At 49.3% G+C, this 17640-nt stretch carries 13 protein-coding genes; 6 read left to right on the top strand and 7 right to left on the bottom strand.

The features are described 5' to 3' along the window. Window positions 1-23: 23 nt before the first annotated feature. Both KTO58_RS28400 and KTO58_RS28395 read right to left on the bottom strand, forming a co-directional pair. The gene (locus KTO58_RS28400) at window positions 24-836 is read right to left on the bottom strand and encodes a HesA/MoeB/ThiF family protein (protein ID WP_095836165.1); all 813 of its coding nucleotides are present in this window, start codon (window positions 834-836) and stop codon (window positions 24-26) included. Window positions 837-863: 27 nt separating this feature from the next. After that, window positions 864-2213: a sensor histidine kinase gene (locus tag KTO58_RS28395; RefSeq protein WP_225859965.1), complete on the bottom strand. Its 1350-nt coding sequence runs from the start codon at window positions 2211-2213 to the stop codon at window positions 864-866. A 945-nt stretch (window positions 2214-3158) separates the two neighbouring features. On the opposite strand from KTO58_RS28395, the gene KTO58_RS28390 reads away from it, so the two are divergent. Continuing rightward, on the top strand, window positions 3159-3710 hold the full coding sequence (locus KTO58_RS28390) for a YqgE/AlgH family protein (RefSeq protein ID WP_095836166.1): 552 nt from the start codon (window positions 3159-3161) through the stop codon (window positions 3708-3710). 777 nt (window positions 3711-4487) lie between these two features. Here the strand turns inward: KTO58_RS28390 and atpC are convergent. The 3 genes from atpC to KTO58_RS28375 form a co-directional block, all read right to left on the bottom strand. After that, on the bottom strand, window positions 4488-4742 hold the full coding sequence (atpC, locus tag KTO58_RS28385) for an ATP synthase F1 subunit epsilon (RefSeq protein ID WP_095836167.1): 255 nt from the start codon (window positions 4740-4742) through the stop codon (window positions 4488-4490). A 32-nt stretch (window positions 4743-4774) separates the two neighbouring features. Next, window positions 4775-6274 (bottom strand): F0F1 ATP synthase subunit beta, encoded by a 1500-nt coding sequence (atpD, locus tag KTO58_RS28380; RefSeq protein ID WP_225859964.1) that lies wholly within the window; start codon window positions 6272-6274, stop codon window positions 4775-4777. 243 nt (window positions 6275-6517) lie between these two features. After that, complete coding sequence (locus KTO58_RS28375) at window positions 6518-7177, bottom strand: SMI1/KNR4 family protein (protein ID WP_157752692.1); 660 nt, start codon at window positions 7175-7177, stop codon at window positions 6518-6520. Between the two features lie 239 nt (window positions 7178-7416). Here KTO58_RS28375 and KTO58_RS28370 point away from each other — a divergent pair, with 239 nt between their 5' ends. Then, the gene (locus KTO58_RS28370) at window positions 7417-8619 is read left to right on the top strand and encodes a DUF6600 domain-containing protein (RefSeq protein WP_157752693.1); all 1203 of its coding nucleotides are present in this window, start codon (window positions 7417-7419) and stop codon (window positions 8617-8619) included. 62 nt (window positions 8620-8681) lie between these two features. On the opposite strand, the gene KTO58_RS28365 is transcribed toward KTO58_RS28370, so the two are convergent. Together KTO58_RS28365 and KTO58_RS28360 are read right to left on the bottom strand one after the other, a co-directional pair. Next, window positions 8682-9221: a GNAT family N-acetyltransferase gene (locus KTO58_RS28365; protein WP_095836171.1), complete on the bottom strand. Its 540-nt coding sequence runs from the start codon at window positions 9219-9221 to the stop codon at window positions 8682-8684. Between the two features lie 35 nt (window positions 9222-9256). Beyond that, window positions 9257-9859: a hypothetical protein gene (locus KTO58_RS28360; RefSeq protein WP_095836172.1), complete on the bottom strand. Its 603-nt coding sequence runs from the start codon at window positions 9857-9859 to the stop codon at window positions 9257-9259. A gap of 111 nt (window positions 9860-9970) precedes the next feature. Here KTO58_RS28360 and KTO58_RS28355 point away from each other — a divergent pair, with 111 nt between their 5' ends. From KTO58_RS28355 to KTO58_RS28340, 4 genes are all read left to right on the top strand, one after another. Next, the gene (locus KTO58_RS28355) at window positions 9971-11137 is read left to right on the top strand and encodes a hypothetical protein (RefSeq protein WP_095836173.1); all 1167 of its coding nucleotides are present in this window, start codon (window positions 9971-9973) and stop codon (window positions 11135-11137) included. A gap of 314 nt (window positions 11138-11451) precedes the next feature. Then, complete coding sequence (locus KTO58_RS28350) at window positions 11452-13557, top strand: hypothetical protein (RefSeq protein ID WP_225859963.1); 2106 nt, start codon at window positions 11452-11454, stop codon at window positions 13555-13557. 117 nt (window positions 13558-13674) lie between these two features. Next, window positions 13675-15672 carry a DNA polymerase III subunit gamma/tau gene (locus KTO58_RS28345; protein ID WP_225859962.1) on the top strand — a complete coding sequence of 666 codons (1998 nt, stop codon included), beginning with the start codon at window positions 13675-13677 and terminating at the stop codon, window positions 15670-15672. A 153-nt stretch (window positions 15673-15825) separates the two neighbouring features. Continuing rightward, complete coding sequence (locus KTO58_RS28340; RefSeq protein WP_095836175.1) at window positions 15826-17478, top strand: pyruvate dehydrogenase complex dihydrolipoamide acetyltransferase; 1653 nt, start codon at window positions 15826-15828, stop codon at window positions 17476-17478. Window positions 17479-17640 lie beyond the last annotated feature (162 nt).

Here is a 17640-nt window from a genome sequence, read left to right as displayed (position 1 = left end):
AAAAGGTGAAATTGATTGGTTATTTAGTCTTCCGGATCGGGTACGATATCCAGCTGGTATTCATCGGCGGACAATACGCCCTGCGCTTTTGTGGCGGTGATGACGGCTGGATCTGCGACCAGGTTATGTTCTTCAAAACGATTGTGCAGGAAGTCGCGGCTATGGAACTTGTTGGCAAGACCACCTGGTACATCGATGAGGTATTTGAGTACTTCATTGACGATCATGAGGGCGGTGGTAGCATGTGTGGAGCCGAGGGCGCCGGCGTCGAAGTTGCGGTATTCGTCGGCGAGGGCGATGCTGCAGCGATAAGAAGCAGGAGCTTCGCCGGATGCGGGAGCTATGTTAAAGCCGGCGTACCAGGCGACCCAGTTGTGTACTTCCCCGATGATAAAAGGTTTGTTGTTGACGATGCAGGCATCGTTGACCATGAGGTGAGTGGGGCCGTGCTGGGAGCAGTCGATGACGAAGTCGATGCCTTGCAGCAGTTTTTCCACATTTTCGGGTTTTACCTGGCGGACGATATCAAAATATTTGGTGAATGGATTGGTGGCCCACAGTCTGCTGGCGGCCATTTTGGCTTTATGTTTTCCCCGGTCCTGCATCTGGTATATTTGTTGGCGATGCATGTCTTGTGCGGTGATGACGGCGTAATCGGCTATTACGACTACCCCTACGCCCATGGCGCCCAAGTATTGGAGGATGGGGGCACCGAGGCCACCTGCGCCTATTACGAGTATACGTGAATTCCTTATTTTCTCCTGCATATCCACTCCTATACCGGGAACGGCTATAGGATATTTGAATTGATCCAGTTCTCTTTCTGATAAAGCCATGATTCGATGATTTCCGATGTAACGTAACTATTCCTGTGGGAATTCGAGTGTGAATTTACTACCTTTTCCTACGGTGCTATCTACTTTTATTTTCCCTTTGTGAGCGTCCACGATGGCTTTTACGTATGCGAGGCCGAGGCCGAAACCTTTTACGTTGTGTACATTGCCGGTGTGAGCGCGATAGAATTTTTCAAAGATACGTGAAATGGTATCGCGCGTCATGCCGATGCCGTTGTCGGTGACGGTGATAACGAGGTGTTTGCGTGTATTATAGGTGCCGATAACGACTTCCAGGTTTTCCCGGGAGTATTTGATGGCATTGTCGAGCAAGTTGAATATCAGGTTGGAGAAGTGTACGTCGTCGGCTTTGATGATCGGGTTGATAGCATCGAGCCGTAGTTCTGCTTTTCCACCTTTGGCTGCCAGCTGTAGCTGGAGGTTATCTACGGTATTTTGGATTACCTGGTGAGCGTCGATGACCTGGAGGTTGAGGGTGATCTCATTTTTTTCCAGGAGGGCGGATTGCAGGATGCTTTCCACCTGTTTGTTCATGCGTTTATTTTCTTCTTTGATGATACCGGAGAAGTATCGGATTTTATCGCGGTTGTCCATGACTTTTTCGTTGCCGATGGCATCGATGGCCAGTGATATGGTGGCTAGCGGTGTTTTCAGTTCGTGGGTCATGTTATTGATAAAGTCGGATTTGATCTCAGACAGTTTTTTCTGATTGAGCATGGTCCGGATGGTGAGGGCGAATGCGGTGATGATAATGACGGTAAAGAGGATGCCGCCGATGATCATCCAGCTGAGGGATGCGAGCAGGTTTCTGTTGCTGTTGGACAATACGATAACGAGTGTTTCGGATTGTTCGTTCAAGCTTTCGTAGCTGGAGATGAGCGGGATATATTGTGCGACATATCCGGCGCTGTCGTAGCGGGCCTGTTCGACGATATTGGCGAAGTTGGCGGATTGCATGCGTATTTCGCTACCGAAGGCGATTTTGCCGAAGACGGCAAATCCGAAGGTGGTGTCGAGTTTGCGTTCGCGTAATTTATCGGCGATGAGGCGGCGTACTTCGGATATTTCCCAGCGGCTGCTAACGGGTGGGATGTATGCAGGTTTGAATTCGTATCTATCAAATGTGAGTCCTTTTTCGGTATGTTCCACACGATCCATTTTGAGGCGTAGGGCGGTACCCTGGCGGTTGACCATGGCTTCGCGAACGAGGTCGGTGGCTTCTGTGATATGCTGGTCCATCTGTTCCTTGCGGAGGATGGCGGTACTACGTATCCAGCTGACCTGGATGTAGATAATGCCCAGCAAGGACAATGTGATCAAAACAACGATGACAGGAAATATTTTCTTTAGCGGTATCATGTATAAATGGCAGTAAACTTTAAAGATACTCACAACAATGCTACGGGCGGTCAGTTATTTTGTTAAATCACGACTTTTTTTCACGTCAATGTGACGTGTATATGATGAGCAAAAAACCGCACTGCGAAAAATAAATTTCTCACCTGTATTTTTCATTGCTGCTGCAACTATTGATACAAAATTATAATGCTCAAACTGCTTACCAGCTTGCGTTTCACAAAACAGCATCACTTTAACGTAATTTTAACGGGCACTGTCTGATTTTTTTATGTGATTCTTACGTAAATTTGCCCTACAATCTGGTACTAAATTTGATAGTATTCAGTTACAAATAAGCAAATAAAGTTTCTACATACATCGATATGGATTCGATCCATAAGCGATTTAGATTTTGGTTGATAAAATGGTAAGGAGGCTCTCTAGCCTCCTTTTATTTTTCCCTTACTTTTTCTTTCTCTCTGATTATATGATTGGTGTGGGTTTATTTCACATCAGAAAGGGCAAGCCTGCAGTCCCCCCTTTTCTATGCGTTTTCATTTTATTTTTCAGGAATTGGACGAGGTCCATTTGTCATTGTATGGGATCGGTAAACGTCCAGAAGGTGTGCATGGCCAAAGTAATGGGAACCAGGAAGCTGATAAATCGCAGGCTGGCCAGGCGGGTGTGGTCGCAGTATGAGGAAAACGGCGGCTACTAGTTTGAGTATACTAGTCCGTTATGGTCGCCAAGCAAATGGGTTTATTATGAAAATCGATCCGGGGTGTAGGTATAGGATCGCTATAGGAATGTTATAGGAATGATACGGGAAAGGTGGACCTGTAGTTGCTCAACCGGGGAGGGCGGATGGTGTTATAAACAATTATTAGTCAAATATAAACGTTAAAAAATAACTGTAAATCTTGCATTCAAATCATTAAATTTGGTATAGGCAAAAAATGTACGCTTATGGTTTCTCTCGCTCCTGGAATTTTACTCATTGCCGATCCTTTTCTCAAAGACCCTAATTTTGCCCGTTCTGTGATCCTGTTGTGTGAGCATCAGGACAAGGGTAGTTTTGGTTTTGTATTAAACAAGTCGTTTGATCAGCGGCTGGATGAGCTTATCCCGGAGGTATTGATTGCGAATATTCCTGTGTATCTGGGAGGTCCGGTGCAGATGGATACGATCCATTTTGTGCACCGGGAGCCGGAGTTGATCCAGGGAGGATTTGAGATTATACCGGGGATCTATTGGGGAGGTAATTTTGAGCATGTAGTGGAGCTGATCAATAGTGGTCAGCTGGATATGAGCCGGATCAAGTTTTTCATTGGTTATTCCGGATGGAGTACCGGTCAGCTGGAGCATGAGTTTAATGAGAAGTCGTGGATATTATCGGAGAGTAAGGCGGATATTATCTTTGACGAGCAGGAGCAGCAGATCTGGCCGCAGTCGTTGCGTAATCTGGGGGCGAATTTTGCGATCATGGCTAATTTCCCGATTGATCCATCTTTGAATTAGGGGGGTATTTTTTGCGTATATTTTTCCCCAATCTGTATCTGTCTGCTGGTATTTTTGAGACTTATCCACTGTTGAAAAGTCAAGCGAACTGAACTTCAGGACATTAGTATCTGTGCGTGTAGAAATAAGTAAAAGATATGAGGATTATTCAAACAATTTAGATATCTTGCTCATATTATTGGATACAATAAATCGTATAAAAATATTAACCGAATACAGTAAGAATTAACCCAAGTTTACGAATAGCGCCAGAAGCACCTATGAATTGCCTATGAGACAGATGTTTTGCTTCTTTCGGTACTGCACGAACCACATTTCCGGGTTACAAAGAATGAGATAAGATCCTGCGGGCTGCGTTTTGATATGCGGTTTGATCAGGGTATGCTATATATGACACTAATTTGGCTGCTGCCGTATGACTGATTGGTTATAGCGGGGGTATTGCTTTATCAAGGTGTGTGGATCAGGGTACATTATTAAGAGATCTTCAGAAGGATATTGACAGCATTGGCTTTAAGTGGCTGGTGTTGTTGTGACAGCCTATTTATTTTCATAGGAATAAGGGTCTGCCTGTTCCTGTTAGGGGTGGTCATGTAAGTGGCTATCCTGAGAGGGAGCGGACCTGTTTTTATACGGAACCCCGGCCGGCATTCCTGTTGGCGACAACTGGGTTACTTAGATTGGAATAGTTAGGACAAAACAAAGGCCGGGTAATCGTACCCGGCCTTCTTTTTATTTTGCTAACAGCGGAATTGGGATCTGCTGTATGGAGCTGATTTATTTTTCTGCGGCGGCGCCTTCTACCAGAACGGTAGCTTTGTTACGCAGCACTTCGACGAATCCGCCTTCGATGGTATAAAATTCAAAATGCGTTTTATCCTTCAGCACTTTCATTTTACCCTTACCCAGGGCTGCGATCAACGGAGCGTGTTTATCGAGCACTTCGAAAGAACCGTCAATACCTGGCAGTTGTACGCCGTACACTTCGCCGGTATATATTTTTCTTTCTGGTGTTAATACTTCTAGTAACATAAAAGTGATTGATGAGTAGTGAACGTGATGAATTATTTAACGGACTCGAGGAGTTTTTTACCTTTCTCGATTGCGTCGTCGATGGTACCTACGAGGTTGAAAGAAGCCTCTGGGTATTCGTCCACTTCACCATCCATGATCATATTAAAGCCACGGATTGTTTCTTCTATTGGAACGAGTACACCTTTGAGACCGGTGAACTGTTCTGCCACGTGGAATGGCTGGGAGAGGAAACGTTGTACACGGCGGGCGCGGGAAACGGTGAGTTTGTCTTCATCGCTAAGTTCGTCCATACCGAGGATGGCGATGATATCCTGTAATTCTTTATAGCGTTGCAGGATCATTTTCACGCGTTGTGCGCAGTTATAGTGAGCTTCACCTACGATAGCAGGGGACAGGATACGGGAAGTAGATTCGAGCGGGCTTACTGCGGGATAGATACCAAGGTCGGAGATCTTACGATCGAGTACGGTGGTAGCATCCAAGTGAGAGAAGGTAGTAGCCGGCGCAGGGTCGGTCAAGTCATCCGCAGGTACGTAAACGGCCTGTACGGAGGTGATGGAACCATTTTTTGTGGAGGTGATACGTTCCTGCATCAGCCCCATTTCGGTAGCGAGGGTTGGTTGGTAACCTACTGCGGAAGGCATACGGCCCAGCAGCGCGGATACTTCGGAACCTGCCTGGGTGAAGCGGAAGATGTTATCCACGAAGAAGAGGATGTCGCGGCCACCGGAAGCGGAGCCATCGCCATCGCGGAAGTATTCGGCGATTGTGAGACCGGAGAGGGCTACGCGGGCACGTGCTCCGGGGGGTTCGTTCATCTGACCGAATATGAAGGTAGCCTGAGAGTTTTTGAGGCTATCCATATCAACAGCGGACAGTTCCCAGCCACCATGTTCCATGGATTCCTGGAACTTTTCGCCATATTTAACGATACCAGCTTCGATCATTTCACGCATCAGGTCATTTCCTTCACGAGTACGCTCACCTACCCCTGCGAATACGGAGAGACCTTCGTATCCTTTTGCGATGTTGTTGATCAATTCCTGGATCAATACTGTTTTACCTACACCCGCACCACCAAACAAACCAATTTTACCACCTTTCGCATAGGGTTCGATCAGGTCGATCACTTTGATACCGGTGTACAGTACTTCTGTATCGGTAGCCAGGTCTTCGAACCTGGGGGGTTGACGGTGAATGGGATAACCATTAGCACTGTCGATATCACCCAGACCATCGATCGCTTCACCTACCACATTGAACAAACGCCCCTTAATCTGATCACCGATTGGCATTTTGATGGGTGCACCTTTATCCAGTACAGCCATGCCACGCACGAGGCCGTCGGTAGAGTCCATTGCTACGCAACGAACGCTATCTTCTCCCAGGTGCTGTTGCACTTCCAATACTACTTTCTGGCCATTGTCACGGGTTAATTCCAGCGCGTTGTAGATTTCGGGCAAATTTCCTTCAAAATGCACGTCCACAACGGGACCGATAATTTGTTTAATCTTACCTGCGTTAGGCATATTTTAAAGAGGTTTATAAATACTTAAATGAGCGGATTATTAAATTTGGCGCAAAGGTAATAGTTAATAGGAGAAATCCCAAATTACAATTACTCCTATAAATGCATGGCTATTGCGGCTCCTTTGCCGGTATCAGGCGGAGCTTATGGTTGGGCGTGGGGTAATTTTAACCAGTTGCAGGGCTTAAAATGGGGGGATGACCGGCGCGGGGCGCCACTTACAAAATATTTCTAATATATATCATTATGACCAATCGTCCCCATCTTCGGGAGAGTAGCAATCCCAGTCGATATCTAGCTGGACGCTGATATCTTCCAGGCGGCGTTCGGTTTTGGCGGCGACGAACACATCTACCTGTTCGGGGCTTTTCATGACGGCGATGATTTCTTCGAGGTCATTCTGGAAGAAAGACACCTGCCAGATGGACAGGGTTTGGCCTACGGGCTTCCAGCCATCGTAGACGCGGGCGGCCTCTTCTTCGGTCACGCCTGCTTTGTTGGCGTTGAAGGGGAAGGCGAACAGTCCCTGGAGGTAGGCCATCGCGAGGAGGAATCCGGACAGGGTATTACTTTCCTGATGCCATTCCTGGTCGTCATGGGTAATATATACGGGGGGGTCTTCTTTGTCGAGGTCGGCGGTATTGATACCCCACATGGACACGAACTGGTTTTCGGTATAGATAACGAGGTATCCGCTATCGTGTATTTCCAGTTGTTCGGGCAGGACGAGGTTGTCCTGGGTATGGTTAAGGGCTTCATGTTTGCCTAACTGCAGGTAGTATTCCCTGAGGGTTGTGGGCAAACGAGACTGTAGTCTTTGTTCTTCTTTTGCGATCTCTTCTCCTGTAAATCCGTAGCTATTGTCTGTAATATCATACAGTGCGCGTATAGTACTAAATGACATTGAGTTGGTTTTTAGTCTTGATGATGGACCCTTATTACCGGCCTTAATGACCAGACTGGCAATATTCGATAAAAATAGGAGATATTCCATCCATTGCAAAGGAAGTGTCAAGACAAGTACTGTTAATTTTAACAAATAGTATACATAAAGGGTGATAATCCGGCTTAATCTTTTCTTTATCTAAAGTGTCTAACTAACAGCGAGAGCAAACGTGCGGTATGCGACTAAAAACAACAGCTATGAAAAAGATACTTTTATACGGATCATTTGTGTTACTGGCAGCTTCCATCTCTGCCTGCGCGAGTACCAACCCCGGTTATTACGGGGGTTATCATCAGCCTCAGGCACAAATATCTGTGAACACATTTTACAACGAACTGGATCCTTACGGACGTTGGATGGATTATGGTAATTACGGACGGGTATGGATACCGAACGTAGGCGGTGATTTCCGGCCTTATTATACCAACGGAAACTGGGTGTATAGTGATTATGGCTGGACCTGGAACTCCAATTACAACTGGGGGTGGGCGCCTTTCCACTATGGGCGCTGGGTGATGGATAACGCTTACGGCTGGATGTGGATACCAGGTACGGAATGGGCACCTGCGTGGGTGAACTGGCGTAGTGGTGCTGACTATTATGGTTGGGCGCCGATGGGCCCCGGGGTGAATATTGGTGTCAACATCAATATACCGATGAACCAGTGGGCGTTTATTCCCAGCCGTTATATGGGTGATCCGTACATGAACCGTTATTATGTGCCCTATGGCAGCTATAATAATTTCTTCGGTAGGACGACGGTCATTAACAACACTTATGTGATCAACAACCGGCGGTATTACCGGGGTCCGGATGTGCGGGAGGTAGAGAACATTACCCGTCGTCGTATAGAGCCGGTGCGGGTGGTTAACAATGGCCGTCCGGGGGCAAGTTTGACCCGTGATGAGTATCGTACTTACCGTCCGGAGCTGAATAACGGGCCCGTGAGGTCGAGTGCGGGTAATACCCGTGGTGACGGTACTTCACAGCCGGTAGATAATAACAGGATAGGCCCTCGCCGGAGCTGGGACCGTGGTAATGTGGATAATAGTCGACCGATGCCTACGGCACCTGAAGGCAGCCGGCCGAGGAGGATACTGGAGCAACCTGGTAATGGTACGGTCTCTCCTACTCCGGCACCTAACAACAATAATAACAATGGGGAGTTCAGGCCACGCAGGATCTATGAGGACAGGCCTACAGCGCCGGAGCGTCCGACGCCAGCGCCTACACCATCGGCGCCTGTGCCTAGAAGAGTGTTTGAGCAGCAGCCCTCCCAGCCAAGGCCACAGCCTCAAGCACAGCCACAGCCGCGTATGGAGACGAGGCCGGCACCTGCACCATCTTCTCCTGTCCCTGCCCCTGCGCCTAGCCGGAGAGCGGGTGCTACGAGAGGATAGTTCATCCGATCATCAGATAAAGCCAATGTGGCGGTAACATATTCGTTATGTTACCGCCTTTTTTATGCTTCGGGAGCGACACCATATACGACCTGGTAGATCTCGCGATGCAGCTGGTGGAAGGTATGCGGCGTATGTGGCCAACCTTTCTGCAGCAGGTACATATCGATGGGGGCTCCACCTGGTATATAAGGCGGTTGTTTGTAGGTGAAGGGGAATATTTCGAAACCTGCTCTTTCGTAGAAGGCGATGCGTCGTGTGGCGATGGGCGTGAGTGGCAGTTCTGTTTCGAGTACTATTTTATGGAAGGTCTGTTCGAGCAGGTTAAGTACTTGTGAGCCGATGCCGGTGCCACGCATTTGTTCCTCTACAGCGAAGTATTCGATGAAGTAGCCTTCGCTGAGGGGCCAGTAGAATACGAAACCGGCGAAGGCTTCTGCTGCGGTAAGCAGGCTGAGCTTCAGCTGGCCATTACGGAAGTAGTGCAGGTGCAGGTCCCAGTTGCGGCGTTCTTCCGGCGGGAAGGCTGCCATGAATAGGGTATGCACTGATTCGGGGATGTTATCATCCAGGTGTTCGTGTATGGTCAGCTTGGTCGTCATTAGTTCATCATTCGGTAGTGCAAGGTTACGACAATTTATTGCGACACGCACTGATAGGGGTCAGGATTGCCGGGGGCGGCGGATTTGTCGTATGACCAGCAGAAGTTCATGGCCTGGCTGGTCAGTGCGCGTAGTTTGAGTTGTACTTTCATTCCCCGCCGGCTGCCGGCGGCGTTGACGGACTGGCTGCTTTTTGGGGGGATGTTATTGACGGTATATTCTTCCGTTTTAAAGACCTCTCCGTTGGTACGCAGGTATTGTACATTTACGACTGCATTATCCAGCGAGTATTCTGTGAGGTTTTTTACGATGATCTTCAGGTCTTTGATACCACCGAGGAATCCGGTTTTGTAGTCGCTGGTGGTGACGGAGATGAATTGTTTCCAGTTACGGCGGTAATAGGCTCTGCGTTCTACGAAGGTGCCTTGTACGCGTTGTTGTATGTCGCTACGATCGGCGATCTGCTGGGAGGTGTTATTGGCGAGGGCCAGGCTACGTTTGAGGTCGCGGTTTTCGTTGACCAGCCGTTCATTTTCGGCCAGTATGCGACGCGAGCGTTTTTGTTCGCCGTAGTAGGCGATGATAAATATAACGATCAGGGCGAGGAGTACGCCGGTATAGACAAAGTTTCTACTCATAGGGATGAGCACAGAAAAAATAATGCCGGAAAGATGGTTGGGAGGAGGAGACGTATAAGTTCTCTTGGTGATTTTGCAGGGAAACTTATTTTTGCCCTTCAAAATATTCTCATGGAATTGGAATTGGTTGACAATACAATAAGGGAAAAGCAGTTTTTGGAGGTGCATATAGCGATCAACAGGCATGTCCCTGGATGGATACGGCCTTTGGACAAAGACATCCTGCAGGTGTTTGACCCGGCGACCAACAAATTTTTGCGTGAGGGTGGCAGTTGTGTGCGCTGGTTACTGAAGGATGCTAGCGGCGGGTATATCGGGCGTATTGCGGCTTTTGTGAATCCGATGTACAAGACGAAGGGTGACAAGTGGCCTGTTGGCGGGGTAGGTTTTTTCGATTGTATTGATGATCAGGCGGCGGCGAACCTGTTGTTTGACGCGTCGCGGCGGTGGTTGGAGGAGAGAGGGATGGGAGCGATGGACGGTCCTATTAACCTGGGGGACCGGGAGCGCTGGTGGGGTTTGCTGGTGGAGGGTTTTTCGGAGCCTTTGTACGGTATGAATTTTAATCCGCCATACTACCAGCGGTTGCTGGAGACCTATGGTTTTCAGCCTTTCTTTCATCAGCTATGTTTTAGTATGAAAGTGAGGACTGTGCTGGATCCTCGTTTTGCCCGCCGTCATGCCCGGATTGCGAAGGACCCGGATTATCATGCGGAGCATGTAAAACGTAGCAACCTGGAAAAATATGCCCGGGATTTTACGACTATTTACAACAAGGCATGGGCGGGGCATGGTAGTAATAAGGAGATGGCGCCGGAGCAGGCGATCAAGTTGTTCAACGCTATGAAAGCGGTGATGGATGAGCAGCTGACCTGGTTTGTGTATTACAAGAGCGAGCCTATTGCGTGCTGGCTCAATCTGCCGGATCTGAACCAGTATTTCAAACATATGAACGGTCAATTCGGTTGGTTTGAGCAATTGCGTTTTTTGTGGTTGAAGATGACGCGTACGGGTAAGAAGTTTGTGGGATTGGTATTTGGTGTGGTACCTGAGTTCCAGGCGAAGGGGGTAGATGCTTATATGATCATGGAGGGGGCTAAGCTGATACAGCATGAGTTGTCCTACGAGGACTATGAGATGCAGTGGATCGGGGATTTCAACCCTAAGATGGTCAATATTGCGGAGCGGTTGGGTGCTATGTGCAGCCGGCGGTTGACGACTTACCGGTATCAGTTTGACCGGACGGTTCCTTTCGAGCGGCATCCGATATTGTCTTAAGGATATCTTGTATAGTCCCGGTGGTGCGATTTGTTATTGACCACCGGGGGTCGTTTGCGGCCTATCTGAAAAACCTGTTGTTGCCCCTTTGTTTTCGTGTTATATGTGGCTGTTTTGCGTCAGCAGGCATTAATTAAAAAAATAATATACAATTGATCCATCTTTGGGGATGGTACGTATATATTAAGCGGAGGGCGTGCCCATACACACGTTTTTTTCCGGTTAGATATTTGCTGGTAAACGCAGTAAAATATCGATATTCGTTCAATATATTTTCTAACACCCCTGATCTGTATCCGACCTAACTATACTATATGGCCGACTTTAAATCTGCTCGTCCGCAGGCGGCAGTTCCTATGTTTGCTCCACCCTCCGAATATTTCAGGCAACAAGGCCGGAGGGTATTGATTTGTCTGTTGATGTTCCTGATTGCCTATTTTCTTTTGTTGGTGATTGTTACAGGTCTTGCGGCAGTATTTCTGACAGGAGGCGTGTTGTTGTTACTACACTTTTCGACGGCTGGGGCTACAATCGCGGGGATTGTGGCGATGTTGGTGGGGATGATGGTGTTGTTATTTGTTTGTCTTTTTCTATTCAGCCGGCGGACGCCGGAGAATCTTTGCCGGGTTCCTTTACAGGCGGGGCATCATCCGCGGTTGTTTGCTTTTGTGCGTCAGTTGACGACGGCAGCGAGGGTAAGTTTTCCCCGAGTGATTGCGGTGGTTCCGGAGGTGCATGTGCATATGCGATTTCCGCTGCGGTTGTCACAGTTGTTGTTGCAACGGGGTTGGCAGCTGGAGATCGGGTTGGGATTGGTGAACAGTACGAGTACGTCGGAATTCAGGATGGTGCTGGCGCATGGGTTGACTTATCTTTCTCCTTATCTGACGGGGGCGGGCAGTTATGCGCATCGTCTGAACCGTATCATTTATCATTTACTGTATGAGAATGAAAGCTGGCAGCGGAGTTTTCGCCGTTATGGCCGGCGTTACCGGCTGGCGATGTTTTTTACGCAGCCGATGATCAAGCTGGACCAGGTGGTACAGTTCGTGTTGCGCAGGTTGTACCAGGTGGCGAGCCGTAGTTACCGTATGTTTAGCCGGGAGCTTACTTTCCGGGCGGATATGGCGGCGGTGACGATATCGGGGAGTGGGGCGGCGGTATCTGCGATACGGCGTATGGAGATGAGTAGTTTTTGCCTGGAGCATTGTTTGCATAAGTTGTCAATGCTGGCGGCGGAGCAGCTGAAGTTTGCCAATATTTTCCAGGCGCACGGTTCTCTTTTCCGGTATTATGCTTCCCGTAACCGGTTGCCGGTGGATGATGCCGGGTTGCCGCGTATTACGGATGCTTATTACGAGAATATGGTGCGGAGCCGGATTCGTTTTCTGGATCAATATACCTCGCAGCCATCGCGGGAGGAGCGGGAAGCGCGTTTCCGGGCGTTGGGGATAGTGGGGGATATGACTGCTGACAGCAGCTGGTCGCTTTTTGACGGGGCGGAGGAGTTGCAGGAGCATATGACGCGGTTGTTGTATTACCAGGAGGCGCCGGATATGGCGGTGAGTGCGCGATGGTATAGTCCGCGGGATTTTATCCGGGAGATGAAGGAGCGGCACCGGCAGTATGAGCTACCGCGGGCATTTAACGGTTATTATGATGATCAGCCTTTTCTGCCATTAACGGAGTTCAGCTTTTTACAGATGACACCCGGTGAATTTGCGCAGTATTCTTTTGAGCAGCTATACAATGCGGAGGCGGTGTTCCGTATCCGGCGGCTGCTTGGTGACCGCCAGGATATAGATACTTTGCGGGCGCTGGCTGATGGCAGGGCGGCGGTGTCTTTTGAATTTGACGGACAGATCTATCATACGGGTCAGGCGCCGATACTGCTGGAGCGGCTGACGGCAGAGGTTAGTCAGCTGGAGGAGATGTTGCAGGATCATCAGCTGACGGCTTTCCGATATCATCATACGCAGGCGTTGCAAGCCGGTGAGCTGGCGGTACATTCGCTGATCAGCCAGTACAATACGGTGATCTGGCAGCAGGACCTTGCCAACCAGCTGAATGACTGTATGTCCCAGATCATTCATTACATCGGGCATATTTACAGTTCTTCGGATATTACGATGGAGGAGGCATTACCTTACTTTGAGATGCTGCGGCTGGAGGATGCGCAGTTGCGGATATTGCTGGAGACATTGCCGGCGCAGGATGACCTGTTTGGTGAGGTAAAGCCGTTGCCGGATAAGGTACAACAGTTCATGAAGCAGGACTATACTTACCTGAAAGATAATACGCCGCTGATGGATGAGTTGCGTCAGTTACACGAAGCGGCTTCTGCTGCACAGGAGTATGCGGGTAACCAGGTGATACTGGCGAAAAAAAGCTGTCTGGAATTCGTTTTGGCGCTGCAATAAGCGAGGGGGGTACCGGGAACGGGCGTGCCGGCAAATGCGGTACTGTAGCGGGTTAGCCAGCTTACTGCGACATATAATATTCACGGCATCCTGAAATTGCGTATTTTCGGCCCGAGTATGGAGAATTTTATAGTTTCTGCGCGTAAGTACCGCCCCCAGAATTTCTCGACAGTGGTAGGGCAGGCCCATATTACCACTACTTTAAAGAATGCCATCCGGAACAATCAGCTGGCGCATGCCTTTCTGTTCTGTGGACCGAGGGGGGTGGGTAAAACGACCTGTGCCCGTATATTGGCCAAGACCATTAACTGTGAGCATTTGCAGCCGGATGGGGAGGCTTGTAATCAATGTCATTCCTGTACTTCCTTCAATGAGGGGAGTTCATTCAATATTCACGAGCTGGATGCTGCGTCTAACAACTCGGTAGATGATATCCGCACCCTGGTAGAGCAGGTACGGTTCTCTCCGCAGGCGGGCAAGTACAAGATCTATATCATCGATGAGGTACACATGCTCAGTTCTTCGGCATTCAATGCTTTCCTGAAGACGCTGGAGGAGCCTCCTTCCTATGCTATTTTCATTTTAGCGACTACTGAAAAGCACAAGATATTACCTACGATCCTGAGTCGTTGTCAGATATTTGATTTCAAACGTATCACGATACAGGATACCGTAGATCATCTGCAGGAGATCTGCCAGAAAGAGCATATACAGGCGGAGCCTGATGCGTTGCACCTGGTGGCTCAGAAGACGGATGGTTGTATGCGTGACTCTCTGAGTACGTTGGATAAGATCGTGAGTTTTACGGCGGGACATCTTACGTACCAGAATACCCTGGAGCATCTGAACATACTGGATTATGATTATTTCTTCCGGGTGATGGACAGTGTATTGCAACAGGATGTGGCGGGTGCGTTGTTGTTGTTTGACGAGATATTACAGAAAGGTTTTGAAGGTGATAACTTCCTGAATGGTTGGGCGGAGTTTCTGCGTAACCTGTTGTTGTGTAAGGAAGACCGGGTGCATCACCTGGTGGAGGTATCTGGTAATCTGAAGGACCGGTACAAGCAGTTGTCGGGGAAGGTGAGTCCGGCTTACCTGGTTACGGCGTTGCATTTGCTGAATGAGACGGAGATCAACTACCGTCAGGCGCGTAATAAGCGACTGCATGTGGAGATGGCGTTGATCAAACTTTGTTATCTGCAGCAGGCGGTGACGTTGGTGGCAGATGATCAGAGCGGAGAGGTGGTAAAAAAAAAACTGGTAGCTGACGGTGCTGCTCCTCAGAAATTAAGAACCTCTTTTTCACAGCCGGCGGCGGCCAAGCCGACTACCGGTGCTCCGGCTACTACGGAGACGATCGCTCAGCAGGAAGCCCGGCTGACGATAGAAACGACTACTACGCAGGCTACTACTCCCCCTGCGGCGGCGGCTCCGGCAGTTCCTGCTACACCGGCAGTTACGGCCCCTGCCCCTGCTGCTAACAATCCGGCCCCTCCTCCCCCACCCAAAGCGACTCCTGTTACTCCTGTTGCTGCACCTGCTGTGGTGCCGGCTGCGCCTGTGTCTGCACCAGCGACGGCAATGCCTAGTCCAGTATCGACCCCGGTGGCATCGACTGCTGCTACTGCGGCGGCGAAGACAGCGGCACCTGCTGCGGGTAAGATGACCGGGCTGGCGGCGATGAAAGAAGCGATGGCGGCAAAACAGCAGGTATCGGAAGCGGTACAGCGGGTGGCATTGACGTTGGGGGCATTGCATGTATACTGGGAGGAGTTCATCGATACTTTCCGGCAGGCCAACAAGATGACGGTGGTAAGTAACTTGCAACTGGCGACGTTAAAGCTGCTGGGGGCAGAAGAGATCGGTATTGTAAGCCGTAATATTGTGCAGTTCCGTTTTATGGAAGAGGAGAAGCTGGCCATTTCTGATTTCTTTAAGAAGAAGTTTCACAATCACTCACTCATATTAACCCTGCAGTTGGATGAGAGCCAACAGGTACAGGATATAGGTCCTGCGCCGTTGTCCAGCAGGGAGCAGTTCCAGCAGATGGCGGAGAAATACCCCCTGGTGAAGGAGCTAAAGGACAAGCTGAATATGGAACTAGATTTCTAATCTGACCGAGCTTTTCATGCATCTTGTTGAGGGCGTTTGGAGCTGGCTGTAAGGCTGTCTTTACCTATAGCAGGTTTGGGCCTTGTAGCTTTTATAATGCTTGCGTTTTTCGGCAAAAACATGTAGGTTTGGGCAAAATTTTGAATAAACACTATGGCAGAAGTTATCAGAATGCCCCTTTTAAGTGATACGATGACAGAAGGGGTGATCGCGGAATGGCATAAAAAGGTAGGAGATACCGTTAAGGCAGACGACGTAATTGCTGAAGTGGAGACTGATAAGGCTACGATGGAGGTGATGGGTTATGTGGAAGGGACCTTATTATATATAGGTGTAGAGAAGGGCAAAGCTGCCAAGGTAAATGAGATCATAGCGATTGTAGGCAAGGCCGGCGAAGATTATAAATCCTTATTAGAAGGTCAAGGTGGTGCTGCTGCTCCCAAGGCTGCAGAACCTGCCAAAGCGGAAAGTGCTCCTGCTCCTAAAGCGGAAGCTGCTCCTGCGAAGCCTGCTGATGATGCAGCTGCTGCTGAAGCGCTGAAAAACGCCACTGTGATCCGTATGCCGCTGCTGAGCGACACGATGACGGAGGGTAAGATAGTAGCCTGGAACAAGAAGGTAGGTGATACGGTGAAGAGTGATGATGTGCTGGCAGAGGTAGAGACGGATAAAGCTACCATGGAAGTGATCGGTTATGCGGATGGTGAGCTGTTGTATGTTGGTGTTCCTGAAGGGGAAGCGGCCAAAGTAAATGGTATCATTGCCATAGTGGGTAAAAAAGGTACTAATGTAGACGCTATACTGGCGGCTGAGAAAGGCGGAGGCGCTCCTGCTGCCGCGGCTCCTGCTGCTACGGAGACTGCTGCTGCTCCTGCCACTGCGGCGGCGAGTGCACCGGTTGCCGAAGAAGCTCCTGCTTCCAAAGACGGTGGTCGTGTGAAAGCATCTCCGCTGGCTAAGAAACTGGCTGAGGAAAAAGGTATTGACATCAACCAGGTATCCGGCTCCGGCGACGGTGGCAGGATTGTGAAGCGTGATGTTGACAACTATGTACCTGCTGCTGCTCCGGCGAAAGCTGCTGCTGCCAGCACTAAACCGGCCGCTGCTGCTGCCCCTGCCGGACAAGAAAGTTATACCGACACGCCGCTGTCCCAGATGCGTAAGGTGATTGCCCGCCGCCTGAGCGAGAGCAAGTTCACAGCGCCTCACTTCTACCTAAAAGTAGATGTGAACATGGACAAGGCGATGGATGCCCGCAAAGCCATCAACGAACTGTCTCCTGTAAAAGTTTCCTTCAACGATATTGTGATCAAAGCCTGTGCGTTGGCCTTGCGTCAGCATCCTGATGTGAATGCCAGCTGGATGGGTGACTTTATCCGTCACAACCACCACGTACATATTGGTTCTGCTGTGGCTATCGAAGACGGTCTGATCGTGCCAGTGATCCGTTTTGCTGATCAAAAGAGCCTGAGCCAGATCGCCACTGAAGCAAAAGAGCTGTATGACAAAGCGAAAAACAAGAAACTGCAACCACAGGACTTCAGCGGTAATACCTTTACCGTATCTAACCTGGGTATGATGGGTATCGACGAATTCACCGCTATCATCAATCCTCCGGATTCTGCTATCCTGGCGATAGGTGGTATCAAAGAAACCGTTATTTCAGAGAAAGGCCAGTTCAAAGCAGTAAATATCATGAAGCTGACCCTGAGCTGCGACCATCGCAGTGTAGACGGAGCAGTAGGCGCCCGCTTCCTGGCGACGCTGAAAGCTTACCTGGAGAACCCGGTAACTATGCTCGTATAAACTACTTACGACTATATTAAAAGGCTGACCATTACGGTCAGCCTTTTTTATTTACCCCTGACGAAAGGTGGTTCCGGAGTGTACAGCCAACGTAATCCTGTTTATCAGGGACTGCTGTGGAGATAGGTTATCTATAGAAATGATACAGGAGGACTATGAGAA

Origin of the sequence: Chitinophaga pendula (assembly GCF_020386615.1) — a bacterium.
Taxonomy (GTDB): domain Bacteria; phylum Bacteroidota; class Bacteroidia; order Chitinophagales; family Chitinophagaceae; genus Chitinophaga; species Chitinophaga pendula.
Note: the sequence above shows the minus strand (reverse complement) of the source record. Positions and strands in the feature narration are given on the sequence as shown.

Coding starts and splice junctions, on each gene's coding strand:
- KTO58_RS28400 (WP_095836165.1), bottom strand. CDS start 836: ATGGCTTTATCAGAAAGAGAACTGGATCAATTCAAATATCCTATAGCC.
- KTO58_RS28395 (WP_225859965.1), bottom strand. CDS start 2,213: ATGATACCGCTAAAGAAAATATTTCCTGTCATCGTTGTTTTGATCACA.
- KTO58_RS28390 (WP_095836166.1), top strand. CDS start 3,159: ATGGTTTCTCTCGCTCCTGGAATTTTACTCATTGCCGATCCTTTTCTC.
- atpC (WP_095836167.1), bottom strand. CDS start 4,742: ATGTTACTAGAAGTATTAACACCAGAAAGAAAAATATATACCGGCGAA.
- atpD (WP_225859964.1), bottom strand. CDS start 6,274: ATGCCTAACGCAGGTAAGATTAAACAAATTATCGGTCCCGTTGTGGAC.
- KTO58_RS28375 (WP_157752692.1), bottom strand. CDS start 7,177: ATGTCATTTAGTACTATACGCGCACTGTATGATATTACAGACAATAGC.
- KTO58_RS28370 (WP_157752693.1), top strand. CDS start 7,417: ATGAAAAAGATACTTTTATACGGATCATTTGTGTTACTGGCAGCTTCC.
- KTO58_RS28365 (WP_095836171.1), bottom strand. CDS start 9,221: ATGACGACCAAGCTGACCATACACGAACACCTGGATGATAACATCCCC.
- KTO58_RS28360 (WP_095836172.1), bottom strand. CDS start 9,859: ATGAGTAGAAACTTTGTCTATACCGGCGTACTCCTCGCCCTGATCGTT.
- KTO58_RS28355 (WP_095836173.1), top strand. CDS start 9,971: ATGGAATTGGAATTGGTTGACAATACAATAAGGGAAAAGCAGTTTTTG.
- KTO58_RS28350 (WP_225859963.1), top strand. CDS start 11,452: ATGGCCGACTTTAAATCTGCTCGTCCGCAGGCGGCAGTTCCTATGTTT.
- KTO58_RS28345 (WP_225859962.1), top strand. CDS start 13,675: ATGGAGAATTTTATAGTTTCTGCGCGTAAGTACCGCCCCCAGAATTTC.
- KTO58_RS28340 (WP_095836175.1), top strand. CDS start 15,826: ATGGCAGAAGTTATCAGAATGCCCCTTTTAAGTGATACGATGACAGAA.